Here is a 24,567-nt window from a genome sequence, read left to right on the forward strand (position 1 = left end):
TTCCCGATGAACCGCCCCGAGAATCCCTCGACGCTGCTCGCGATCCCCGACACGCAATCGGGGAGCGACGACCGCGAACTCGCGATCGACCAGGTCGGCATCCGCGGCCTGCGCTACCCGCTCGCGTTCGCCGACGGCGACGCGCCCGCGCAGTCGACGATCGCGACCTTCGCGGTGAGCGTGGCCCTGCCCGCCGACCGCAAGGGCACCCACATGTCGCGGCTCGTGCAACTCCTCGAAGACCTGGCCGCGCCCGGCGCCGCGCCGCTGACCGTCGCGAACCTGCGCGCGCTCCTCGACGACCTCGTGACGCGGCTCGACGCCCCCGGCGGACGGATCGAGATCGCGTTCCCGTGGTTCGTGCGCAAGTCGGCGCCGATCTCGGGCGTGGCGAGCCTGCTCGACTACGAAGTGCGCCTCGAAGGCGAGTTGCACGACGGCCGCTACCGCTCGCTCGTCACGGTCGCGGTGCCGGTCACCTCGCTTTGCCCCTGCTCGAAGGAGATCGCCGAGTACGGCGCGCACAACCAGCGCTCGACGATCTCGATCGGCGTGCGGCCGCGCGAGGCGGTCGGCGTCGGCGAACTGTTGCGCGTCGCCGAGACCGAGGCGTCCTCCGAGCTCTACGGGATCCTCAAGCGCGCGGACGAGAAGTACCTGACCGAGCGCGCCTACGACAATCCGCGCTTCGTCGAGGACCTGGTCCGCGGCGTCGCCGCGCGGCTCGCCGCCGACCCGCGCATCGCGGCGTTCGTCGTCGAAGCCGAGAACTTCGAGTCGATCCACAACCACTCGGCCTTCGCGCGGATCGCGAAGGGGCTGTAGTCGGCCCTCACCGCGAGCTGTCGCGCTCCCGCGATGGGGAGCCGCCCGTCGCGCGCCCCTTCGCCGCGCGTTACCTGAGCACGGTGTCCTGCAGGAAGCGGATCGTCGCGTAGAACAGGAAGTCGGCGTTCTCCTTCTTCGCGAAGCCGTGCCCCTCGTTCGCGGCGAGGAGGTACCAGACCGGCGTGCCGTGCCCGCGGACGGTCTCGACGATCTGCTCGGCCTCGGTGTAGGGCACCCGCGGATCGTTGCGGCCGTGCACGACGAAGAGCGGCTTGCCGATCTTCGCGGCGTTGTTCACCGGCGAGATCTTCTCGAGGAACGCGCGCATCGCCGGATCGCGCTCGTCGCCGTACTCGACGCGGCGCAGGTCGCGCCGGTAGGTCTCGGTGCGTTCGAGGAAGGTGACGAAGTTCGCGACGCCGACGATGTCGATCGCGCCGGCGATGCGGTCGGCGTAGTTCGTCGCGACGGCGAGCGTCATGTAGCCGCCGTAGCTGCCTCCGGCGACGACGACGCGCGACGGATCGAGGTCGGGTTGCGCCGCGATCCAATCGAGCAGCGCGCCGATGTCGCGCACCGAATCCTCGCGCTTCACGCCGTTGTCGAGCGACACGAAAGTCCGGCCGTAGCCGGTCGAGCCGCGCACGTTCGGCTCGATGATCGCGATGCCGAGTTCGTTGATGTAGTAGTTCCAGCGGCCGAGGAAGCCGGGCCGCGCCTGGCCCTCGGGGCCGCCGTGGATCTGGATCATCACCGGGCGCCTGCCCGCGAATGCGGGCCCCGCGATGCGAGCCTCGCTCGCCTCCCCCCCGAGGGGGGCTCGGCGACCTTGGGGCGGCCCGGCGGTCGCCGCGGCCGCGGGCGGCCTCGCGATGAATCCGGTGATCGTGCGGCCGTCGAAGCTCTTCCACTCGATCGGCGTCTGCACCGCGAAACGTGACGCGTCGAGACCCGCGACCTTCGTGTCGGTCCAGCGCGCGACGCGATTGCCCGCGAGCTCGAGCACGTAGACGTCGCCCGGGCTGCGCGACGAGTCGAGGTCGAACGCGAGCGCGGTCGAGTCCGCGTGCCACTGCACGCCGCTCACGGTGCCGATCGGCACGTCCGGCCGTGGCAGCTCGCGGCGGGTGTCGGCGTCGTAGAGCCGCAGCACGCCGGCGCCGGCTTCGTTGACCACCAGCGCCAGCGTCCGGCCGTCGCGCGAGAGCGCGAGTTCCTCGACGTCCCAGCGGTCGGGGCCGAAGGCCTCGAGCCTGCCGGTCGAAAGATCGAGGAACGCCGCGCGCTGGAACTCGCCGTCGCGGTCGGTCGTGAGGAACAGCCCCTTGCCTTCACGCGAGAACGAGAGCTGGGTCGACGCGATCGTGCGCTTCGGATCGTCGGCGGGACCCGGCAGCACGCGCCTGCGCTCGCCGGTCGCGAGGTCCATCACCCAGACGGTGGTGTCGGTCACCGACCGGAACTCGGTCATCGCGAGGCGCGCGCCGTCGAACGAGTAGCTGAAATCACCCCAGCCGGTGCCCGGCAGCGTCGCGATCCTGCGTGCGCTCGCCGGATCGAGCGGATCGAGCAGCGTGACGTCGAGCGTCGGATTCTCGCGGCGCACGCCGGGCCGGTCGACGTCGGTGGAGCCGATCAGCATCCGGTCGCGTGCGCGGTTGACGGTGAGGAACTGGTGCAGGCGCGCCGGATCGGTCAGCAGCACCGGTTCCTTCGCGCCCGGATCGAGGCGGTAGAGCTGCGAACGCTCGTTGCCGCCGCTGTCGCGCACGAACACCAGCGTGTCCGGCTTCGCGGGCCACCATGCGCCGAACCGCACCGGCTCGGCGAAATCGGTGAGTTGCGCCGGAGCGGCGAGCGGCGCGCGCACGTCGAAGAGCTGCGTGGTGTTGGTCGCGCGCGTCCTGACGACGAGTTCGTGCCGCTCTGGATGCCACGATGCGAGGAAGCGCGGCCGGAATTCGGTGTAGGGCGCGACCTTCGCCGCGAGCGAGGCCGGGATCGGCGGGATGCCCTCGACCTTCAGGTTCGCGTTCGGGACGACCGCGGGTTCGGGCGTGCTCGCGCAGGAGGCGACGAGGGCCGCACCCGCGAGCAGGGCCGCGCTGCGACGGACGATCGACGATCGAGGCATGGGGTCGGGCGGCGGCCGCGCACGGCGCCGCTGCTAGAATGAGCGACCCGCGATTGTAGACGCGCGCTGCGCGATCCGTGCCGCGCGCGAGGCCCCTCGCGTCGCTCCCCGCCGACCGATGACCCGTCCCGTCGCCGTGTTCCGGTTTTCGCGCTCGGAAGGGCCGGGCCACTTCGCCCAATGGCTCGAAGCGAACGAGCGCCCCTGGCGCCTCGTCGCGCTCGACCTCGGGGAGAGCGTGCCCGACGACCCGACCGCGTTCGCGGGGATCGGCATGATGGGCGGCCCGATGGGCGCGAACGACGCGTTCGACTGGCGCGATCCGCTCGCGGTATTGCTGCGCCGCGCCGTCGACGCGCGCGTGCCGGTGATCGGCCACTGCCTCGGCGGCCAGATCCTGTCGCGCGCGCTGGGCGGCGTCGTGTCGCGCGCGGCGACGACCGAGATCGGCTGGATCGACGTCGAGGCCACCGACGCGGAGGCGTCGCGCGAGTGGTTCGGCGGCCGCAACGCCATGACCGTGTTCCAGTGGCACCAGGACGCGTTCACGATCCCGCCGGGCGCGACGCGCGTGCTCGCCAACGCGTACAACCCGAACCAGGCCTACGTGGTCGACGACCGCCACATCGGCATGCAGTGCCACATCGAGATGACCGCCGAGATGCTGGAGGCCTGGTGCGACATGGCGCCCGGCGAACTGCCCGACACGTCGTCGCCCGAGCGGCAGTCGCGCGCGGACATCCTGAGCGGGGTCGAGGCGCGGATCGCCTCGCTCAACGCGCTCGCCGACGGCGTCTACGCGCGCTGGGCGCGCCACCTCGCGTAACGATGGGCGCGATCCGGGCGCTGCCGGACCTCCTGATCAACCAGATCGCCGCGGGCGAGGTGGTCGAGCGTCCCGCGGCGGCGCTCAAGGAACTGATCGAGAACAGCCTCGACGCGGGCGCGACGCGCATCGACGTCGACCTCGCCGGCGGCGGGGTGAAGCGCATCCGCGTCGTCGACGACGGCGCCGGCATCGACCGCGAGGACCTGCCGCTCGCGGTCGCGCGCCACGCGACCTCGAAGATCGCCGCGCCCTCCGACCTCGAGGCGATCGCGACGCTCGGGTTCCGCGGCGAGGCGCTCGCGTCGATCGCCGCGGTGTCGCGGCTCGCGCTCACCTCGCGCGGCGCCGGCCGGCCGCACGCCTGGCGCATCGAGGTCGACGGGGGCACGATCGCGCCGATCGCGCCGGCGGCATTGTCGGGGGGAACCTCGATCTCGATCGAGGAGCTGTACTTCAACACGCCGGCGCGCCGGAAGTTCCTGCGCTCCGACGCGACCGAGTGGGCGCATTGCGAAGCGGCGTTCACCCGTCTCGCGCTCGCGCACCCGGAGGTGGGATTCACCCTCGCGCACAACGGGCGGGCGGTCCACCGGCTGCTGCCGGGCTCGCGCGCCGCGCGCGTCGAGGCGCTGCTCGGCGAGGAGTTCGTGCGCGGTTCGGCGCTGGTCGACGCGGAGAGCGCGGACGCGAAGCTCTCGGGCTACGCGATCCGGCCGACGCATGCCACGCAGGCCGCTTCGACGCAGATGCTGTTCGTCAACGGCCGGTTCGTGCGCGACCGGATGCTCGCACACGCGCTGCGCGAGGCCTACCGCGACGTGCTGCACCACGACCGGCAGCCGGCCTACGCGCTCTGGCTCACCATCGATCCGCGCCGCGTCGACGTGAACGTGCATCCGCAGAAGACCGAGGTCCGGTTCCGCGACAGCGGCGCGCTCCACCCGTTCGTGCGCGGGGCGGTCGAGCGCGCGCTCGCGGCGAGCGCGTCACAAGCCCCCGCGGTCTCCGCCGCCGACCGGCTCGGGATCGCGGCGGCGCGGATCCCGCCTCCGGGGTCGACCTCCTCCGGCGGCAACGTGACGGGTCGTGCGACGACGCAGGATGGGCTCGCGCTCGCGACCGAGCCCTCCGCGTTCTACGCGCGGCTCTTCGGCGAGCGTCGCGACGACGCTCCGGCGTTGCCGGCGACCGGCGACGACCATCCGCTCGGCTTCGCGCTCGCGCAGTTGCACGGCATCTACGTGCTCGCGCAGAACCGCGCCGGGCTCGTGCTGGTCGACATGCACGCCGCCCACGAGCGCATCGTCTACGAGAAGCTCAAGGCCGCGCATGGCGGCCGGCTGCCCGCGCAGCCGCTCTTGGTGCCCGCGACGTTCGCCGCCGAACCGGTGGAGATCGCGGCCGCCGAGGAGCACGACGCGGAACTCACGCGCCTCGGCTTCGCGATCTCGCGCATGGGCCCCGGCACGCTCGCCGTGCGCGCGATTCCCGCGCCGCTCGCGGATGCCGACGCCACGACGCTCGCGCGGAGCGTGCTGCACGACCTGCGCGAGCACGGACGAAGCGGCGGCGTCGAGGCGCGCCGGGACGAGATGCTCGCCTCGATGGCCTGCCACGGCGCGGTGCGCGCGAACCGCCTGCTCGCGATTCCCGAGATGAACGCGCTGCTGCGCGAGATGGAGGCGACCGAGCGCGCGGGCCAGTGCAACCACGGGCGGCCCACGTGGTACCAGCTCACGCTGCCGGAGCTCGACCGGCTGTTCATGCGCGGGCGCTAAATGCAACATCGATTCAGCGCTCTCCGTGGAGTCGCGCCTTCGGAGGGGCCCTCGCGTTCGCATCGCACAGTTGTGCTGCGTTGCGGGTTCCATTGTCCGACATTGAGGGTTCGACTCCATGGATGACCGTTGAAGGGAGTCTGACCGCCCTGGCCGCGACGGCTTCAAAGACGGCGGCGTCGGACGCATGGTCGTGCTGAAACCCGACGAGCGCTCGACGTTCGTTGGCAGCGAGGCGTTCGCCTGCAATTCGGACAAGGCGACGAGTGCTTGTAGCGAACAGATATGCATTGTGCAGGCGATCGAAGCCACCGCGTCAGCGTCGCCGCACATTTTCCATGCCGGCTTCCGTAGGTAAATAAACAAGTTAGTCTGGATCAAGAAAAATGCACGGACATTCGAATTGGGGATTCTGTGTGTTACAGTCCCGACTGCGAGTGGCGATAGAGTCTCTCGAGGGAGTTGGCACGGAGCAGGCGCGCGACTGCCGGTCGACCACAGATCGACGGCGAAACTCACTCACCCGCAAAGGTGTCCTGACAGGCTTTCCCCAGTAGGACTCGACAGCACCTGCGTTTGTCAGGCGCGTGGTCTTGCTCGTCCCAAATCCGGTGAGACCTCGACCATGAACCGCTTCTGTCTGCTCGGCCTCGCGTTATCGATCTGCGCGAACGCCATCCCGTCCGCGTTCGCGGGAACGCCGAACACGACCGCTGCGGGTGCGGTGAGCTACGAGGTGAACCAGGGGTGGGTGACGCACGCGATCGACGAAGCGGCGCAGGACCGCTGGTTCGTGTTTCGCGAGGTGGGCGGCCGGTCCTACTGCATCGAGGCCGGTGTCGGCGTTGCGACCTATGTCCCGCTCGACCCGAATCTCACGCTCTATTCGGATGGCGCAGGCACCACGCAGCTTGCGGCCAACTCGGATGGCACGTCCGAGCCCGGCATGAACAAGGGCGCGCGCATCTGCTACGCGTCGACCCAGTCGTTGACGACGAGTTCGCCGGCGCCGTCGACGTTGCGCTCGTTCCGGGTCAACGTCCCGATCGCCGGTGGCAGCGGCGACAGCGGCTTCGTTCGGGTCCGGGTGGTCGAGACGACGCTGGTCTCGGGGCAAGTCGGATCGGGCAGCAACAACTGGGAGTACCGGCTGTACAACCTCGGCACGACCAACGTCACGGCCTCGTTCTACGTTCCGACCACGGGAAAGTCGTCCGATGTCACGTTGCTTCCCGAGCGGCGCGGCAGCGGGAACATCAGCGCGCTGTTCTCCGGCGGCTTCTCGAACTCGCGCCCCGTTTACATCATGCACAACGGCGCGCCCGGCACGGTCGTCGGGACGCTCGCGAAGACCGATGCGAACGGCTCCACGCTCAGCGAAATGGACGTGTTCCCTCGCTGAGCGCGGGATCCGTCGCTCGACGGCAAGTGTGATCCTCGGCGATTCGCTGCAGAGCGGGCAATGCGCACTCGACGCGGCAGCTTTGTCCTGAATGGATGCGCGCGCGCTGTCGCGTTGGTCGCTCTGTTGGCGCCTGCTTCCGCGGGCCTTGCCCAGTCCGACGACGATGAACTGGTCGCGATCGGGTCGCCCAAGGTCACCCTCACGTCTCCAGTCCCAGGCGCGCCCAACACCGCTCCCGCGAGCATCGAGCTCGCTGCCACCGCATCGGTTCCCTCCGGCACGATCCAGAAGATCGACTTCTACCGCGACTCGACGCTCATCCACGCGGACACCTCGGCACCGTATGCCTACAGCTGGACCGCGATTCCGGCGGGCCGCTACAAGGTCACGGCCCGGGCGCGCTCGAGTTACGGCATCACGACGACGTCGGTGCCCGTGGAAGTGCGCGTATGCGACCTTCCCACCGTATCGCTGACGGCACCCACAGCGGGGGCCGACCTGACGACAGGGGCGGCAAGCACCGTCCAGGCGAGCGCCGCGAGCCCCGGCGGCGGCTGCGACATCGCCAGGGTCGAGTTCTACGCGCAACTCGGTGCGGGCGCGCCGGTCCTGGTGGGCACCGCGCTCGGCCTGCCGCCGCACCAGATCAACTGGACGCCCGCCATCTCGGGCGCCTACACGCTGACCGCAAAGGCCTATGACGAGCGCGATGTCGCGACCACCTCGGCGGGCGTGGCTGTCACGGTCAACTCGACTCCGACGGTCTCGATCAGCGCGCCGACCACGGATCAGGTCTTCGCCCCCGCCTCGACCGTCTCGATCACCGCGGTCCCGGCCGACGCCGATGGCACGATCTCGAAGGTCGAGTTCTACCAGGGCGCTACGCTGCTCGGCACCAAGACCGCGGCACCCTGGACCCACGCGTGGGCCGGCGTGGCGAAAGGAAACTACTCGCTCACCGCCAAGGCGTTCGACAACCTGAACGCGACCGGCACCAGCGCAGCCGTCCCGATCATCGTGACGCAGGCCCCGACGGTGTCGATCACCGCGCCCGCCTCCGGGACGATCTACGCCAATCCGGCGAACATCACCATCAACGCGACGGCCGCCGATCCGGACGGCACGATCGCGAAGGTCGAGTTCTTCCAGGGATCGACGCTCGTCTGCACCGATACGAGCTCGCCGTTCACGTGCGCGTGGAACGGCGTGGCCGGTGGAAGCTATTCGCTGACGGCGAAGGCGACCGACAACCAGGGTGCGACGACGACGTCGGCAGCCGTCCCGATCATCGTCAACCAGTTGCCCTCGGTGAGTCTCACCTCGCCGACGAGCGGGACCGCCTTCGCGGCCCCGGCCACCGTGAGCCTCGCCGCGAGCGCCTCGGACCCGGACGGCACGATCACCGAGGTGCGGTTCTACAACGGCGCGACGCTGCTCAACACCGACACGTCGACGCCCTTCGCGTACGCCTGGACACCGGTTTCCGCGGGCTCCTACTCGCTTACCGCCGTCGCGGTCGACAATCGCGGCGCTACCTCGACCTCCTCCGCGGTCGCGGTGGTCGTTTGCGGAGCGCCGTCGGTGTCCTTGACCTCTCCGGCTAGCGGCACCTACGCGGCCCCGGCGAACTTCACGCTTTCGGCCGACGCGAGCAGCGCCTGCGGGATCCAGAAGGTGGAGTTCTACGACGGGGCGAGCCTGATCGCCACCGACACGTCTTCGCCCTACAACCAGTCCTGGAACAACGTCACCGCTGCCGGGTCGCACATCGTCAAGGCGCGCGCCTACGACAATGTCGGCCAGTGGAGCGAATCGCAAACCACGATCCAGATCGTCAACAACAGCCCGCCCGTAATCAACGGCGTGAGTCCCATGGCCGCGCAGACGATCACCGGAAGCAGCGTCTCGTTCTCGATCATCATCGCCGATGCGGATTCGGGCAATCTGACCCTGACCCTGTGGAACGGGGGCACGCTGCTCGCCACGCTCGGGCCAGTGAGTGCGGGGACGCACTCGCTGAGCTGGACGCCTTCGAGCGCGGGTAACTACAACCTCACCGTCCAGGTCGCCGACGCCTACGCGACGGCCTCGCAGGCGGTGAGCGTCGACGTGAGCGCGCCGCCGACCTCCGCCACGCCGAGTCCGGAGTCCGTCATCCCGGGCAGCTACCCGACCCCGGCGATCGGGACGCTCGCCGGAACGTTCGCGGTGAGCGAGTCGGGGGCGGCGAGCTATTCGATTCCGCTCAAGGTGGTGCCCGGCACCGCGGGAATGGAGCCGTCGCTCTCGCTCAACTACTCGAGCCAGGGGAGCTACGGTCAGCTCGGCGTCGGCTTCACGCTGGGAGGGCTCTCCTCGATCGGGCGGTGTCCGATGACCGAGGCGCAGGATGGGCTGTCGGCGGGCATCAACTACGACGACAACGCCAACAACGATCGGTGGTGCCTCGACGGTCAGCGGCTGGTGCCGGTCGGCTCGGAGGCGTCGGTAACCGACGACGTGTTCGGCAATGCAGCGAAACGTCAGGAGTATCGAACCGAGCTCGAGAGCTACGCCAGGGTCGAGAGTTTCGAAGAGACGAGCCCTCTGGCCGTGATCGGGCCCTATCGCTTCCGCGTGACGACGAAGACCGGCCAGATCATGGAGTTCGGCTCGCGCTGGTGGGTCGTCACTTCGGGCTGGATGCAGAGCGGGGTCAACGGCCTCGGCCCGCTGCGCAGCAATTCGACCAAGGTATTCGTGCTCGATCGCGTGCGCGATCGCGCCGGCAACTTCATCGACATCAACTACGCCGATCGGGACGGCGTGGGTGTCATCCAGCCGGTCGACGGTGCTTGCGGCGCGGGCGCCATGGCCGGCGGCATCGATCCGCGCCCGATCGGGGCCTACCCGAACGTCGAATACTGGGTGTCCGGCATGCGCTACTACGCCGCCGGCAGCGACCCTTGCTTCTCGGCCCACAGCCAGGTCGTCTTCAACTATGCGGACATCCCGAGCCAGGCGTCCGTGGGGAGCCGCAACCGCTACTACGGGCAAGGCGCCGGCCAGACCTCGATCTCCAAGCGCCTGACTTCGGTTGAGATGCGCGCCGATGCTCCGGCCAACGGGCAGGGCACGTTGGTGCGGCGCTATGAGCTTGGCTACCTGACCAGCGCCCAGACGCAGCGCGAGCTCGTCTCGTCGATCCGCGAGTGCGACGCGGACGGTGTGTGCCTGCCGTCGACCACCTTCAACTGGGCGCAGGAAACCTGGAACGCCACCGGCAAACAGTTCGCCACGACCACGATTCCGGCCGGGACGATCCCCTTCGGCCTCACGCTCAATGCGGCCAGCAACAACGGCGTCTACGTCGGCGACTGGAACGGCGACGGCAGGAGCGACCTCATCGGGTGGAAGAACACCGACAGAGGTGGCGGCCTGTGGGATCACGAGCTCATCGTGTGCCTGTCGACGGGCACGGGGTTCACCTGCGGTAGCCCGATCCTCTCCGAGCCGACGGGAAGCCCCTGGCCGAGCAAGCACATCGAGATCATGGACATCGACAACGATGGCCGGGTCGATCTCGTCGAGCGCCAGAACGGCCTCAGCACCTGGGCGCTATGCCGCTCGGACGGGAACACCGGTTGCGCGCCGGTGTCGGGGACCTGGACCACCAAGCCGCAAAGCGACGGTACGCAGCCCAACTATCGAGGCGACTTCGACGGCGACGGTCGGATCGACTTCATCACCTGGTTCGACGACCAGCAGTTCGAGACCTGCTTGACCCGGGATACGGGATTCACCTGCAGCACACAGGACCTGCAGGTGTACGACCCGGCGCCGCCGACGATCCCCGGCACGGAAGCGTTTTACACGCAGGACGCCAAGTTCCAGATCCTCGTCGCCGACGTGGACGGCGACGGCAAGGCCGATCTCGTGCGTCGGCGTAGCGACAACGAAAGCGTCAACGAGTGGAAGGTCTGCCTCTCCCGGTTCAGCCGTACCGGCGGGGGTGAGTGGCGCTGTCACGCCGAGTTCATCAAGGGGCCGGTCGGCAAGATCGAGAACTCGCTCATCTACGACTTCAACGGCGACGGATTGGCCGACGCGGCCAACTTCGACTCGGCCAACACGACGCTCGTCTGTCTGTCCACCGGCGACGGGGCGTTCGAATTCCGGGACATCAACGTCCATTGGAATCCCGCCAACAATCGGTACGAAAAGAACAACGGTACCGCGGTCGACTACTACGCGGACAACCGCTGTCGGCAATGGAACAGCCCCTCCATCGGCGGTGCCGACAAGATCACCTTCGGCGACTTCAACGGCGACGGCAGGACCGACCTCCTGGCCTGGATCCCGGCGACCGCCTCCTGGCAGGTGTGTCTGTCGAACGGCAGCGAGTTCGTCTGCTCCACCTGGCCGGGACCGGCGATCTCCGCGTCCAATCCGGACCTCAACCAGCAGATCGTCACAGGCGACTTCAACGGCGACGGGAAGACCGACGTTCTCTACATGCCCGAAAGTCTGGCGGCGCCCAAGCTGGCCTTGTCGGCGGGTCCCGCCACGGGCGACGTTCTGGTCAAGGTCACCACGGGTCTCGGCGCGGTGACGGAGGTCACCTACAAGCCGCTGACCGATACCACGGTCTACGCTAAGGGCTCGGGGGCTTTGGTGGCGCGACTGGAGCTCGATATCCAGTCGCCGATGTACGTGGTGCAGAAGACCTCCGCGAGCACGGGGCTGGGCGGAGCGTCGCGCTTCGAGACCGAGTACTTCTACGAGGGCCTTCGCGGCAGAACATCGGGACGGGGACTCTACGGCTTCGCCAAGGTCCGTAGCCGCGACGGCGTGGGGCTCGTCACCGAAACCGAGTACGCGCGTCCCGAACTCGCCACGGACAAGTACGCTACCAAGTGGGCGCTGGTCGGCCGGCCGACGGTGGTGCGCAAGTACGCTCCGGCGAGCCCGGGCTTCGCCGCGCCGATCCACGATACGACGGCATTCACCGGGGGCTCGAGCCTGTTCGGCGGCAGCCTGCGACTCGTCAACCGTACGACGAGCACCTGGCGAGCACGCCGCTCGCAGTCCTGCACGGTCGCGAACTGCCAGCCCGCGGGGACGGGCGGGTTGGCGGTCGGCGACCCGCCGCACCCGTACATCTACGAAGCGCACCTGATGGTGTCGCAGGAGGAGGCGTTCGAGCTCGACGGCAGCGCGCTCGCGATCACGACCACGAGAGTAGGGGAGTTGAGCGGCGAGGAGAACATCGCCGGCATCGACGCCTACGGCAACCCGCTCACGGTGACCGTATCGACGAGCGACGCGTCGGGCGGTAGCTACCTCAAGACGACCACCAACACCTACGCGGCGGCGAACACGACGAACTGGGTCGTCGATCGTCTCGCGACGAGCATCGTGGCGAGCAGCAAGCCCGGCGCGGCGACGGTGACGCGCAAGTCGAGCTTCACGTACAAGGGGATCGCGGGAGGGAGCTGCACGGGCGGGGCGATCGGTCAGCTCTGCTCCGAGACGATCGAGCCGGATCGTGCGAGCGAGAGCGGGAGCGGGAGCGCGTACAGCCTGTGGCAGCAGACGAGCTACGGGTACGACACGCGCGGCAACCGGACGAGTGCGGCGGTCACGTTCAAGGAGCGCGACGGCACGCAGGTGACGCGCACGACGACGACGGCCTACGACAGTCGCGGGCGGTTCCCGACCTCGACGACGTACCCGAGTTCGGCGTTGCTCAACCCGGTGGTGCTCAGCGAGACGCGGGTGTTCGACGCTCGCTTCGGGATCGCGATACAGGTAACCGATGCGAACGGGGTGTACGCGACGAAGCTCCTGGACGGCTTCGGCCGGGTCTTCGGCGAGCGGACGTACAACGCCGCGGGACAGAAGGTCGGCGAGACGTACTCGCCGGTCGAGACCGCCGGCCTCTCGGGCAACGAGAAGTACCGGCAGCGGCAGAAGGCATCGGGGGGAGGGGAGGTCGAGGTCTACCACGACGAGCTGCAGCGCGAAGTTCGGCGCGCGAGCAAGGCGTTCATCGGCGGTACCTACGCCACGACCACGCTCGCCTACGACGCGGCGGGCCGCAAGGTCACCGCGACCAAGCCGGCCGGTCAGTACGTGGTGACGACGAGCTGGGCCTACGACACGCTCAATCGCCTGGCGAGCGAATCGATCACGACCAGCGCGGGGACCTTGTCGCTCACCTCGAGCTACGCCTACGGCGTGACCGGGTCGCTGGTGGTCGACGGCGCGACGGTGGGCCCGCTGAAGTCGGTGTCGATCACCCAGTCCGGGACCGGCATCACCGCCCGGACCAGCGTCAAATACACCAACAGCCAAGGCCAGAGCGTGCGGGTGACCGACGGGCTCGGGAATCACACGAGCTTCGTCTACGACGCAATCGGGAATCTGACCAAGGCGATCGGCCCGACCGGAATCGCCGAGGTGATGACCTACGACCTGCGCGGTCGCAAGGTCACGCTCGCGAACCCGGACAGCGGCAGCTGGAGCTACGAGTACAACGGCGCGGGCGAGCTGGTGCGCCAGACCGACGCGAAGGGCCAGGTCACGCGCAACTTCCACGACAGCCTGGGGCGGGTTGTCGAGCGGCGGGAGCATCCCGGCTCGGAGGCCACGACCCCGTTCGTGACGGTGACGAGCTACGACCGCTACGCAGACACCTCGGCATGCGCCTTCGGCAAGGGCAAGGCCTGCGAGGTGCGCACCGCGACGGTGACGCGCGCTTCGGTGGGAGGCGCACTGGCCAATCCGCAGGTGCGCCGGTTCAGCGCGTTCGACAACGCCGGCCGGGCCACGACCGGGACCACGGTGATCGACGGCCGCAGCTACGTGTCGACCACCTCGTTCGACGCCAACGGGCGGGTGGACAAGCTGCAGTACCCGTCGGGATACATGGTGGTGAACCGCTACACGAGCTGGAGCGGCGCGCTCGATCGGGTAGCGGAATGGACCGGCAGCGCGGTGGGACAGGTGCACTGGACGATGGGAGCCCGGCACCCGGACGGACAGGCGGGATACGGGTCGCTGGCCGGGACGAGCTTCGCGCGCAACTACGACGGGTTCGGGAGGGTGTCCGACATCACCGCGGGGGTGGGCGGCAACCCGATCTCGCTGCAGAACGCGCACTACACGTTCGACGCGCTGGGGAACCTGACCCAGCGCAGCGAGAGCGTGCTCAACCCGGGCACGCAGAGCTTCGCCTACGACCAAGTCGACCGGCTCACGAGCTACGCGGGGCAGAGCGCTGCCTACGACGCGGCGGGGAACCTCACCTCCCGTGCGGGGACGAGCTACAGCTACCAGGCCGGCACGCACCGGATGAGCGGGTACGGGAGTACCGGCTACGGCTACGACGCCAACGGGAACGTGACCAGCATCAGCGGGGGCACCACCCGCACGATTACGCCGACGGCGTTCAACCTCCCGAACACGATCGTGCAGGGCACCACCAGCCTGAGCTATATCTACGACGGGGGACACAAGCGGATCAAGGAGACCTCCACCACCGCCGGCGGCACGACCACGACCTACTACCTGGGCGGCTACGAGGAGCTCACCCGCACCGACGGCATCACCGAGCGGCGCCACTACCTGGCCACGCCGGACGGGACGGCCGGGATCGTCATCAGGAGGAGCGACGGGACCACGGCGCCGCGCTATTGGCTCACCGATCACCTGGGGAGCGTGGTGGCGGAGGTCGATCAGTCAGGAGCACTTAAGCAGAGCGCGACGTTCGGGGCGTGGGGCGACCGGACGCAGGTCGTGCAGGCGGACCCGAGGGCCGAGGATCGCGGATTCACCGGCCACGAGCACCTGGTGGAGGTGGGGCTGATTCACATGAACGGGCGGGTCTACGACCCGCTCACCGGACGCTTCCTCGCCGCCGACCCGCTGATCCAGGACTCCCGGAAGTACATGCGGCGGATTATTCCCAGATCCTTCATGGTGATCATCTCCTGTGAGCCCTGCTCAAACCTCGAGCCGGGGAGTTAATCACCCTGGGTAATTTTCGCCGCGCACTACCTCCTAAAACTGGGTACTTTCATTCGCGCGCCAACACGCGGCGGAAGTAATGTGGGCGCTGGCGCCAACTTCTGCGAACGCAGCAGCAATCGGCGAACTCGCGGGGGCAGTTGCAGGTGGCTTCGCCGCTGGTGGAATTCAGGGAGGGAACGTTCAGAGTGCCGTCGCCGGAGCGATGTCGGCGAGCATATTCTTCGCGGCAGGAAGCATTGCCGGTGCAGCGGCTGCAGATCAAATCGTGGGATTCGGTCGCGGGGGAATCGGCCGAGTGGCCCTACACGCAGGAGCTGGGTGCTTCACCGGCGCTGCTATGGGTGGAAGTTGTGGGAAGCAAGCTGTCGCTGGAGGCTTTTCAGAGCTCGCTGGGCCGATTGTGGATCGGGCGAGTACCAATGTCGCATTCGGTGTCGTCGCGCACGCTGTTGCAGGCGGTCTAGGATCGATGGTGGCTGGAGGGAGATTTGAAAATGGTGCGATCACCGGGGCCTTCGGATATCTATTCAACCAAGTGGCACATCCGGGTGACGATGAGTTCGCGAACGGAACGCCGGGTCAGCAGCAGCTAAGTGCGATGCATGAGGCCGGAGTGAGAGCGGCCGAGAACGGGACGGTCGTAATTGAGGAACTCGGTTGGCTCGGAATTGGTAGCATAGGCGGTCGAGTACTCGGCGGCTTGACCCGATTCTTTGGAGTAGGTTCGCGAGTTGCAATTAGCGAAGGGAGACTCGGGCATATCTTCCGTGATGCAGAAGGCCATCTACTCGATACGCCCGCCAATCGCGCATTGCTTGTTGATGTCGCAAACAATCGTGCCGCGCGATTGGGTAAGGATCGATTCGGGAACATTTGGAATGCAGCGACGAGAGAGGATGGCACACAAGCATGGGTACAGATTCGCAATGGCCAAATTGTTAATGGGGGAGTGAATTCGACGCCCCGGACATTCAATCCTCATACAGGGCTATCAAGCCTCGAAAAGCCGTGAGTAGCCAACATCAGTCGTTGAGAGAACTTACGAAGGAGCAGGGATATGCGGCAATGTTCGAGTTCCTGCAGCTGTATTGGGAATATGACCGTTCCGACGACATTGCAATCTTGCTGGGCGCGCTAGCGCTCCAGCCGGATGGTCGTCCGGCAGACCCGGCGTTGTGGGCAGACTGGATCATTGCCTGCGAGAAGGTGCTGGAAAAATAGCTAGTGCAAACTCGTTTCTGTAAATTGGCCTGGGCGGCGTCGAACGATCTGGTCGGGCGTCATCGAAGTGAGCAAGCGAGCGAATAAGTAGGGTCAGATTCGACTTTCGACTGAGAGATCAATCGGATCAGACTCGATTGATACGCGGTGATCGACCGAGTGCTCACTGATTGCGGTCGAGACCGCCGGCCTCTCGGGCAACGAGAAGTACCGGCAGCGGCAGAAGGCATCGGGCGGAGGCGAGGTCGAGGTCTACTACGACGAGCTGCAGCGCGAAGTTCGGCGCGCGAGCAAGGCGTTCATCGACGGTACCTACGCCACCACCACGCTCGCCTACGACGCGGCGGGCCGCAAGGTCACCGCGTCCAAGCCCGCGGGTGGCGGACTGGTCACCACGGCGTGGACCTACGACGCGCTCAACCGTCTCGCCTCGGAGACGATGACCGGGACCGGCTTGTCGCTCACCTCGAGCTACGCCTACGGCGTGACCGGGTCGCTGGTGGTCGACGGCGCGACGGTGGGCCCGCTGAAGTCGGTGTCGATCACGCAGTCGGGGACCGGCATCACCGCCCGGACCAGCGTCAAGACCACCAACAGCCAAGGCCAGAGCGTGCGGGTGACCGACGGGCTCGGGAATCACACGAGCTTCGTCTACGACGCGATCGGGAACCTGCTGAAGGCGATCGGGCCGACGGGAATCACGGAAACCATGACCTACGACCTGCGCGGTCGCAAGGTCACGCTCGCGAACCCGGACAGCGGCAGCTGGAGCTACGAGTACAACGGCGCGGGCGAGCTGGTGCGCCAGACCGACGCGAAGGGCCAGGTCACGCGCAACTTCCACGACAGCCTGGGGCGGGTTGTCGAGCGGCGGGAGCATCCCGGCTCGGAGGCCACGACCCCGTTCGTGACGGTGACGAGCTACGACCGCTACGCAGACACCTCGGCATGCGCCTTCGGCAAGGGCAAGGCCTGCGAGGTGCGCACCGCGACGGTGACGCGCGCTTCGGTGGGAGGCGCACTGGCCAATCCGCAGGTGCGCCGGTTCAGCGCGTTCGACAACGCCGGCCGGGCTACGACCGGGACCACGGTGATCGACGGCCGCAGCTACGTGTCGACCACCTCGTTCGACGCCAACGGTGCGCATTCCGGCGAAGTTGACCGCTGAATCCGACGATGATGACCGCGTGGAGAGCCGCGGTGCGTGGGGTTCAGATTCTAGCGTGGGCGGTCATCATCGTGGTTGATGCTGGGGTCGGGGGATCATTTCTTGGCCGCCGGCGCGGCGGCTTTCTTGCGTAGCGATTCGCCCTTGAGTGCGAGCCGATGACTGCCATGCACGATGCGGTCGAGGATGGCATCGGCCAGGGTGGGATCGTTGAGGTAGGTGTACCAATGCTCGACCGGGACCTGGCTGGTGATCAGGGTGGCCTTGCCGGTCGTGCGGTCGTCGAGCAGTTCGAGCAAGTCGTTGCGTTCGGACTGGCCGATCGGCGCGAGGCCCCAATCGTCGAGAATCAGGAGGTCGGTCCGGGCGAGTTGCTGCAGGCGCCGGCTGAAGCTGCCGTCGCCGTGGGCGATGCGCAGTTCTTCGAGCAGTCGGCCGAAGCGGGTGTAGAAGACGGCGAAGCCCTGACGACAGGCGGCTTGGCCCAGCGCGCAGGCGAGCCAGGTCTTGCCGAGGCCGGTAGCGCCGGTGATGAGGATGCTGTGGCCGCTGCGAATCCAGTCGGCGCCGGCGAGGCTCGCGAGCTGACGCGGATCGAGACCGCGGGCGCTGCGGGAGTCGAGGTCCTCGATGCAGGCATCGGGATACTTGAGCTTGGCCTGCTTGAGCAGACGTTCCAGGCGCCGGGTGTCGCGCCAGGCGAGTTCGCGGTCGACCAGCAGGCCGAAGCGGTCTTCGAAGGCGAGACCGGTAGCCGCCGGTTGGGTGAGTTGCTCTTCGAAGGCGCGGGCCATGCCATCGAGGCGCAAGGAGCGCAGGTGGGTCACGGTTTGTTGGGTCAACATTGAACGATCTCCTTCAACGGGTCAGTGGTAGTACTCGGGGCCGCGCACGTTGGCGTGCGCGGGCAGGACGGCGTCGTCGAACAGCGTGGCGGTGGTCGGTTGGCGGTCAAGGCCGGCGGCGAGGATGGAGGCGACCGACTTGCGGGTCTTGGCGCCGAGCGCGAGGGCCCGCGCGCAGCCGGCTTCGAGCCGGGCGTCGCCGTACTTGCGCGCCAGCGCCAGCAACCCGAGGCAGGCCCGGTAGCCTTGCTCGGGATGCGGCTTGGATTCGAGCAGATGCGCGACCAGGTTCCCGGTCGCCACGCCGATGGTTCCCGCCCAGTGCAGCAGCCGCGCCGGGGTCCATTCCCGATGCGCGCGATGCGCCGCCGGCATGTGCTCGGCGACCGTGGTGTACCCGCCGCGACGATGCGAACGGGCGTGGCTCGCCACCCGTTGATGGCGGAACAGCACCTCGACCGTGGTACGGGTGATCCGCAGTTCGACTTCCTGGCCGACCAGGGCGTGCGGCACCGAGTAGTAGTGATGCGCGAACTCGACGTGGTAATCGAGACGGGAGACCCGTGCCTTCTTGAAGTCGGCGTACTCGAAGGCGGTACCCGGCAGCGGCCGCAACGCCGGCCGGTCGAGCAGGTCGAACCAGCTGCGGCGCGAGCCCTCGAGCTTCTGGAACGGCCGGTCGTTGAGTTCGCCGAGCAGCTGCCGGATCGCGGTGTTGAGTTCGGCCAGGCTGTGGAAACGCCAACGCCGCAGCCGGGCCAGAATCCAACGCTCGACCAGCAGCACCCCGGCTTCCACCTTGGCCTTGTCCTGCGGTTTGCGCGGCCGCGCCGGCAAGATGGCGCAGCCGTAATGCTCGGCCAGCGCCTCGTAGGTGCGATTGGCGATCGGCTCGTAGCGGTCCGGGTCGCGGATCAAGGCCCGCGGATTGTCGGGCACCAGGAGTGCCGGCGCGCCGCCGAAGAACGTCAGCGCGTTGACGTGCGCCGCGATCCAGTCGGCTTTCGACTCGGCGGCGGTGGCCTCGGCGTAGGTGTAGTTCGACGCGCCCCACACCGCGACGAAGATGTGCGCACGGGTGATCTCCCCGCTGGCCGGGTCGATCAGCGGGACGGTCGGGCCGGCGTAGTCGACGAACAGCTTCTCGCCGGCGACATGGATCTGCCGCATCGAGCGACGCAGCAACTGCCGGAACTCGATGTAGCGCTCGCAGAAGCGCGACCGGCTGTAGGGAATGCCCTGGGCTTGCGCCCGGTACTCCTCCCACAGCAATTGCAGCGTGACGCCCTTGCGCCGTAGCTCGCGATGGATGGCGGCGAAGTCGGGAGCGGCAAACTGCGGGTAGACGTAGCGCTGTCCATGCAGCCGCGCGTCCAGCGCGGCGTCATCGAGCTCCAGCGCTTCGTTGTGCGTCAGCTCAGCGCCCGTGGCCGCGGCCAGATAGTTCGCTACCGAGCCCTTGGCGATGCCCAGCGCGGCGGCGATCCGGGCATTGGACAGCCCACACTCATGCTTGAGGCGGAGAACTTCTCGAATTCGTCGCATGGCAATCCGGTTGGCTGGCACCGCAGGCTCCCTGAGCAAAAGGGATCGAGGGTACCGAGCCGAAGGTTCGAATTACCACGCACCGCAACGTCGCCAGCGCGATCACGAGCCCGAAATCCGGGCATCGTGACCGCCGATCCGACCATCTTGACCGCGGTTTCCGACGTACCCGCCAAAGCGGTCAACATCCGTCGGATTCACCGGTCAACATCGTCGGATTCAGCGGTCATCATCCGTCGGAAACCGCGGTCACGTTCAGTCGGAATACACACCAACGGCCGGGTGGACAAGCTGCAGTACCCGTCGGGATACATGGTGGTGAACCGCTACACGAGCTGGAGCGGCGCGCTCGACCAGGTGGCGCAGTGGACCGGCACGGCCATCGGTCAGGTGCACTGGACGATGGGAGCCCGGCACCCGGACGGGCAGGCGGGATACGGGTCGCTGGCCGGGACGAGCTTCGCGCGCAACTACGACGGGTTCGGGAGGGTGTCCGACATCACCGCGGGGGTGGGCGGCAACCCGATCTCGCTGCAGAACGCGCACTACACGTTCGACGCGCTGGGGAACCTGACCCAGCGCAGCGAGAGCGTGCTCAACCCGGGCACGCAGAGCTTCGCCTACGACCAGGTCGACCGGCTCACGAGCTATGCCGGGCAGAGCGCTGCCTACGACGCGGCGGGGAACCTCACCAGCCGCGCGGGCACGAGCTACAGCTATCAGGCCGGCAGCCACCGGATCACGAGCTACGGGGGCACCGGCTACGGCTACGACGCCAACGGGAACGTGACTGGCATCAGCGGGAGCACCCCCCGCACGATCACCCCGACCGCGTTCAACCTGCCCGCGACGATTACCCAAGGCGGCACGACGCTCGCCTACGTCTACGACGGCGGGCACCGGCGGATCAAGGAGACCTCGACCAGCGCCGCCGGCACGACCACGACCTACTACCTTGGGGGCTACGAGGAGCTCACCCGCACCGACGGGATCGCCGAGCGGCGCCATTACCTGGCCACGCCGGACGGGACGGCGGGGATCCACATCAGCAGAAGCGACGGCACCACCGCGCCGCGCTACTGGCTCACCGATCACCTGGGGAGCGTGGTAGGCGAAGTCGATCAGGCCGGGGCACTCAAACAGAGCGCGACATTCGGGGCGTGGGGAGACCGGACGCAGGTCGTGCAGGCCGACCCGAGGGCCGAGGATCGCGGATTCACCGGCCACGAGCACCTGGTGGAGGTGGGACTGATCCACATGAACGGGCGGGTCTACGACCCGATCACCGGCAGATTCCTCGCGGCAGACCCGCTGATCCAGGATCCGTACGACGCGCAGAGCTACAACCGCTACAGCTACGTCAGGAACAATCCGCTCTCCTTCACCGACCCGTCCGGCTACAGTTGGTGGACCAAGTGGAGGAAGCCGGTTATCGCGATCGCGGCAGCGGCGATCATCAGCCCATTAGTCGCGGCGGAAGTAATGTGGGCGCTGGCGCCAACTTCCGCGAATGCAGCTGCAATTGGCGAACTCGCGGGAGCGGTTGCGGGTGGCTTCGCTGCTGGTGGAATTCAGGGTGGGAACATCGAGAGTGCCGTCGCCGGAGCAATGTCGGCGAGCGTATTCTTCGCGGCGGGAAGCATCGCTGGTGCAGCGACTGCAGATCAGATCGCGGGGTTCGGTCGTGGGGAAATCGGCAGGGTGGCACTCCACGCAGGTGCCGGGTGCTTCACCGGTGCTTCTATGGGCGGAAGCTGCGGGAAACAAGCCGTCGCCGGAGGCTTTTCAGAGCTCGCTGGGCCGATCGTGGATCGTGCGAGCACGAATGCCGCGTTTGGTGTAGTCGCGCACGCGGTTGGAGGTGGGCTAGGATCGATCGCGGCTGGAGGCAAGTTTGAAAATGGAGCTATGACCGGAGCGTTCGGCTACCTCTTCAACCAATGTGCTCACGGCTCCTGTGCGACCGAGTTTGAGCAGTTGATGTACGACTGGTGGCCCGGGTACAAGGCCGGGACTTTGCTTCACAATCAGATTTGGGGCGATGGGAGTTGGACCGGTTGGGAGGTTCTGGACGCCGCATCGGTCGGCTTGGGATTCGCGGGCCGCGGAGCGCAACTCGGTTCGGCGGCGAGGCAAGCTGCACATGCCGAACAGATGGGTCTCCTTCGAGAAGCGGGAAGCCGCCTCGGGAATTTCTCGGTAGGAACTGTGGACAGCATCGCCGATGCGAATGCACTCGGCAAAGCCTGGGTGGGACCTGGCTACCGGGTATCCGACAGCGGGCGAGCGTGGCTTAGCCTAGATGGGACCAAGGTCTATCGACCGCCAAACATGAAACCAACATGGGGCGAGTACCAGGCGAACTTCATGCGCATCAATCCCGACAATGGGCGTGCCATGTCCAACGCGCACCTGAGCATACGACCGTGAAGGCGCGGCTGCGGGAACTGACGCTCGCCAGCGGGCTGCCCCTGGAGCAGCTATCGCCTCGTTGTTTGGAAGTAACTGTCCAGGCAGTTCTAGGGCCGGACCCAGGTGATGGTGATGAACTCTTCGACTTTTCGGTTCGAGTCGGTGTCGACGCGCAGGATTTTGGATCGGGTGGATATGCCTGGGCCGGGAAAACGCTGATGATGCAGGCATTTGATCCGATGCGGGTCAGCGAAGCAGTGTCGGAGCTCTTGGCCGAAGTGGAGGGGCAAGACTGGGCTTCGGTCGTGTCCCAGCTACGCGAGCATATGCGATGGGAATTCGACATCAGTTGAACAGCCGGAGCTTGAGCAGCAGCTCGCCGAGTCGTTCCGGTTTGAAGATCAATGGGAAGATCATTGGGGTCGGACTCCATTGATGCGCGGTGATCGATGTACAAGTTCAGTATTTCTGCGAGTGTACATGTTCAGTATTTCTCCGACACTCGGGTCTATCGAGCGGTTGGGTCTACTGGCTGATTTCGGCGGTCGCGTAACCCACTTCGTCGGCAGCGGGCGACGCGAAGTCGAAAGCGTAGAGAAGTTCGGATCAGACGCGACGGTCGGCTCATCTGGTCGTCGCCGTCGAGGAGTCCTTCGAGCTCGACGGCAGCGCGCTCGCGACCACGACCTGTTCGGCGGCAGCCTGCGACTCGTCAACCGTACGACGAACACCTGGCGAGCACGCCGCTCGCAGTCCTGCACGGTCGCGAACTGCCAGCCCGCGGGGACGGGTGGATTGCCGGTCGGCGACCCGCCGCATCCGTACATCTACGAAGCGCACCTGATGGTGTCGCAGGAGGAGGCGTTCGAGCTCGACGGCAGCGCGCTCGCGATCACGACCACGAGAGTAGGGGAGTTGAGCGGCGCCGAGGACATCGCGAGCATCGACGCTTACGGCAACCCGCTCACGGTGACCGTATCGACGAGCGACGCGTCGGGCGGTAGCTACCTCAAGACGACCACCAACACTTACGCGGCGGCGAACACGACGAACTGGGTCGTCAGGGATAGTAAATCCAACGCCTCCGGAGTCGTCGGAGGCAGCATAGCAGGCCGCGACTCACTCGAGCGACGGGAAGCTGGGGGCGATGAGGGGTCGCTGCGCGGCTCGGGGAGCCCTGCGGGCGGGTGTTTCGCGAGGGTCAGGGAGTTCGCAGCGCGCGCCGGCGGCCGTGGGACACGCACCGGCCCGGCGTCGCGCGCGGCGGGCGGTCGACGCTCGGCGTTACGTGGATACCCTCGGTGAGTACGACGATGTCGCCGGCGATGCGTCCGTCGTACGGGCCCGCGATCAGGATGATCGTTCGCCGAACAGGCGATACCCGTGGCAAACGCGCGTGCTGCGCACGCGCCGTGGGACCGCCCTCGTCGCCGTCCCGGACGGCCCGTCCGGGACGGGTCTCACGTCGGTGGCGCCAGCCGGTTCGTGACGCGCCCGATGCCGTGACCGCCGCCGAAACCCGCGCCGTCGAGGCTCCTTGCGGCGAAGACGAATATCACCGACGCGTCTTCCCGCGCCGGCGAGCCGACCGCCAGGCAATCGTCGTCCGTATGACCGCCCAAAGGGTAACGATGGCGATCAGTGGCCAGATGAGCAGCAGGTCGACGCGTATGTTCGCCTCCGGCGTGACTGCCCCGACCAGCCATTCCCACGCGGCATACGCGAGCCACAGCAAGGCGGGGACCCACATGACGTTGCCCGTCGGCGACCCGCGCATTGCAGTCATGCCGATACCGGCCCAAAAGCCGAAGTGGACCAACGCCACCGCGAATACGTGGAGCGGGTGCGCGACCAACACGCGGGCAAGGACCTCGACCATCGTCTTCCCCGACGGGGCGGTGAAAGCGTCGGTATTCGCCGGACCGTTCAAGGCCGTCGGCGCGGTGAAGACAGGCGCTGCTAATCGGCTTCGACGTCGAGGCGGAAGGCTTGCCCACCCTCTTGCCAACGGAAGCTGGCTTCGCCGTTCCCGCGGTCGCGCATGCGGACCTCTGTCGGCCCGTGCATGCACGACGACCCGTCACGCTGACAGGCGACCTTCCAAGGCTCGGCATTTCCCATTCTGACGGTGATCACGAAGCCGTACTGCGTTGACTCCTGAGTGATCTTGCACTGTCCGTTGTAGATCACCTTTTGAGCGTTGACATTCGCCAGGTGGCAGAGGCCGGTGTCACGAAGCTTCTGAGCCAGTGCAGTTCCCGGTTCCCCGCCGAACAACGCGACTCCCAAAGCGCAAGCGGCCATCAGCCCGGAGTTGAGATGCTTCATACAAAGGTCCTCATGAACTTGGTTGGTTGTCACGCGCCCTGCACAAGAACGATCTCCTGCA

Annotated in this window: 16 protein-coding genes; 11 read left to right on the forward strand and 5 right to left on the reverse strand. The window is 67.3% G+C overall.

Annotated features, from left to right (window positions below; all coding sequences use genetic code 11):
- Positions 1–6: 6 nt before the first annotated feature.
- On the forward strand, positions 7–825 hold the full coding sequence (locus HS109_08795; protein MBE7522471.1) for a GTP cyclohydrolase I FolE2: 819 nt from the start codon (positions 7–9) through the stop codon (positions 823–825).
- Between the two features lie 70 nt (positions 826–895).
- Here HS109_08795 and HS109_08800 read toward each other — a convergent pair whose 3' ends face one another.
- The gene (locus tag HS109_08800; GenBank protein ID MBE7522472.1) at positions 896–2,962 is read right to left on the reverse strand and encodes a S9 family peptidase; all 2,067 of its coding nucleotides are present in this window, start codon (positions 2,960–2,962) and stop codon (positions 896–898) included.
- Between the two features lie 118 nt (positions 2,963–3,080).
- Here HS109_08800 and HS109_08805 point away from each other — a divergent pair, with 118 nt between their 5' ends.
- From HS109_08805 to HS109_08835, 7 genes are all read left to right on the forward strand, one after another.
- Complete coding sequence (locus HS109_08805; protein ID MBE7522473.1) at positions 3,081–3,788, forward strand: type 1 glutamine amidotransferase; 708 nt, start codon at positions 3,081–3,083, stop codon at positions 3,786–3,788.
- 2 nt (positions 3,789–3,790) lie between these two features.
- Positions 3,791–5,569, forward strand: a complete 1,779-nt coding sequence (mutL, locus tag HS109_08810) for a DNA mismatch repair endonuclease MutL (GenBank protein ID MBE7522474.1) — start codon at positions 3,791–3,793, stop codon at positions 5,567–5,569.
- A gap of 625 nt (positions 5,570–6,194) precedes the next feature.
- Entirely contained in the window at positions 6,195–6,971 is a 777-nt protein-coding gene (locus HS109_08815; protein ID MBE7522475.1) for a hypothetical protein, read from the forward strand.
- Positions 6,972–7,097: 126 nt separating this feature from the next.
- Positions 7,098–14,984: a VCBS repeat-containing protein gene (locus HS109_08820; GenBank protein ID MBE7522476.1), complete on the forward strand. Its 7,887-nt coding sequence runs from the start codon at positions 7,098–7,100 to the stop codon at positions 14,982–14,984.
- A gap of 245 nt (positions 14,985–15,229) precedes the next feature.
- Positions 15,230–15,451, forward strand: coding sequence for a hypothetical protein (locus tag HS109_08825; protein MBE7522477.1), 222 nt, complete (start codon positions 15,230–15,232; stop codon positions 15,449–15,451).
- A 601-nt stretch (positions 15,452–16,052) separates the two neighbouring features.
- Positions 16,053–16,208: a hypothetical protein gene (locus tag HS109_08830; GenBank protein ID MBE7522478.1), complete on the forward strand. Its 156-nt coding sequence runs from the start codon at positions 16,053–16,055 to the stop codon at positions 16,206–16,208.
- 439 nt (positions 16,209–16,647) lie between these two features.
- Positions 16,648–17,376, forward strand: a complete 729-nt coding sequence (locus HS109_08835; protein ID MBE7522479.1) for an RHS repeat protein — start codon at positions 16,648–16,650, stop codon at positions 17,374–17,376.
- A gap of 95 nt (positions 17,377–17,471) precedes the next feature.
- Here HS109_08835 and HS109_08840 read toward each other — a convergent pair whose 3' ends face one another.
- Both HS109_08840 and HS109_08845 read right to left on the reverse strand, forming a co-directional pair.
- Positions 17,472–18,221, reverse strand: a complete 750-nt coding sequence (locus HS109_08840) for an ATP-binding protein (protein MBE7522480.1) — start codon at positions 18,219–18,221, stop codon at positions 17,472–17,474.
- Between the two features lie 21 nt (positions 18,222–18,242).
- Entirely contained in the window at positions 18,243–19,787 is a 1,545-nt protein-coding gene (locus tag HS109_08845; protein ID MBE7522481.1) for an IS21 family transposase, read from the reverse strand.
- Positions 19,788–20,048: 261 nt separating this feature from the next.
- Between HS109_08845 and HS109_08850 the strand changes: the two genes are divergently transcribed.
- The 3 genes from HS109_08850 to HS109_08860 all read left to right on the forward strand — a co-directional run bounded on the left by HS109_08850 (position 20,049) and on the right by HS109_08860 (position 23,483).
- Entirely contained in the window at positions 20,049–22,196 is a 2,148-nt protein-coding gene (locus HS109_08850; protein MBE7522482.1) for an RHS repeat-associated core domain-containing protein, read from the forward strand.
- Positions 22,193–22,531 (forward strand): hypothetical protein, encoded by a 339-nt coding sequence (locus tag HS109_08855; GenBank protein ID MBE7522483.1) that lies wholly within the window; start codon positions 22,193–22,195, stop codon positions 22,529–22,531. The genes HS109_08850 and HS109_08855 overlap by 4 nt, the downstream gene beginning before the upstream one ends.
- A 127-nt stretch (positions 22,532–22,658) precedes the next feature.
- A complete protein-coding gene (locus HS109_08860) occupies positions 22,659–23,483 on the forward strand; it encodes a hypothetical protein (GenBank protein MBE7522484.1) in 825 nt (274 codons plus the stop codon).
- Positions 23,484–23,733: 250 nt separating this feature from the next.
- Here the strand turns inward: HS109_08860 and HS109_08865 are convergent, their stop codons facing one another.
- Entirely contained in the window at positions 23,734–24,108 is a 375-nt protein-coding gene (locus HS109_08865; GenBank protein ID MBE7522485.1) for a hypothetical protein, read from the reverse strand.
- A 29-nt stretch (positions 24,109–24,137) separates the two neighbouring features.
- Positions 24,138–24,506 (reverse strand): hypothetical protein, encoded by a 369-nt coding sequence (locus HS109_08870; protein MBE7522486.1) that lies wholly within the window; start codon positions 24,504–24,506, stop codon positions 24,138–24,140.
- Between the last annotated feature and the right edge of the window lie 61 nt (positions 24,507–24,567).

Source organism: Burkholderiales bacterium (genome assembly GCA_015075645.1).
Taxonomy (GTDB): domain Bacteria; phylum Pseudomonadota; class Gammaproteobacteria; order Burkholderiales; family Casimicrobiaceae; genus VBCG01.

Coding starts and splice junctions, on each gene's coding strand:
- HS109_08795 (MBE7522471.1), top strand. CDS start 7: ATGAACCGCCCCGAGAATCCCTCGACGCTGCTCGCGATCCCCGACACG.
- HS109_08800 (MBE7522472.1), bottom strand. CDS start 2,962: ATGCCTCGATCGTCGATCGTCCGTCGCAGCGCGGCCCTGCTCGCGGGT.
- HS109_08805 (MBE7522473.1), top strand. CDS start 3,081: ATGACCCGTCCCGTCGCCGTGTTCCGGTTTTCGCGCTCGGAAGGGCCG.
- mutL (MBE7522474.1), top strand. CDS start 3,791: ATGGGCGCGATCCGGGCGCTGCCGGACCTCCTGATCAACCAGATCGCC.
- HS109_08815 (MBE7522475.1), top strand. CDS start 6,195: ATGAACCGCTTCTGTCTGCTCGGCCTCGCGTTATCGATCTGCGCGAAC.
- HS109_08830 (MBE7522478.1), top strand. CDS start 16,053: ATGTTCGAGTTCCTGCAGCTGTATTGGGAATATGACCGTTCCGACGAC.
- HS109_08835 (MBE7522479.1), top strand. CDS start 16,648: ATGACCGGGACCGGCTTGTCGCTCACCTCGAGCTACGCCTACGGCGTG.
- HS109_08840 (MBE7522480.1), bottom strand. CDS start 18,221: ATGTTGACCCAACAAACCGTGACCCACCTGCGCTCCTTGCGCCTCGAT.
- HS109_08860 (MBE7522484.1), top strand. CDS start 22,659: ATGTTCAGTATTTCTCCGACACTCGGGTCTATCGAGCGGTTGGGTCTA.
- HS109_08870 (MBE7522486.1), bottom strand. CDS start 24,506: ATGAAGCATCTCAACTCCGGGCTGATGGCCGCTTGCGCTTTGGGAGTC.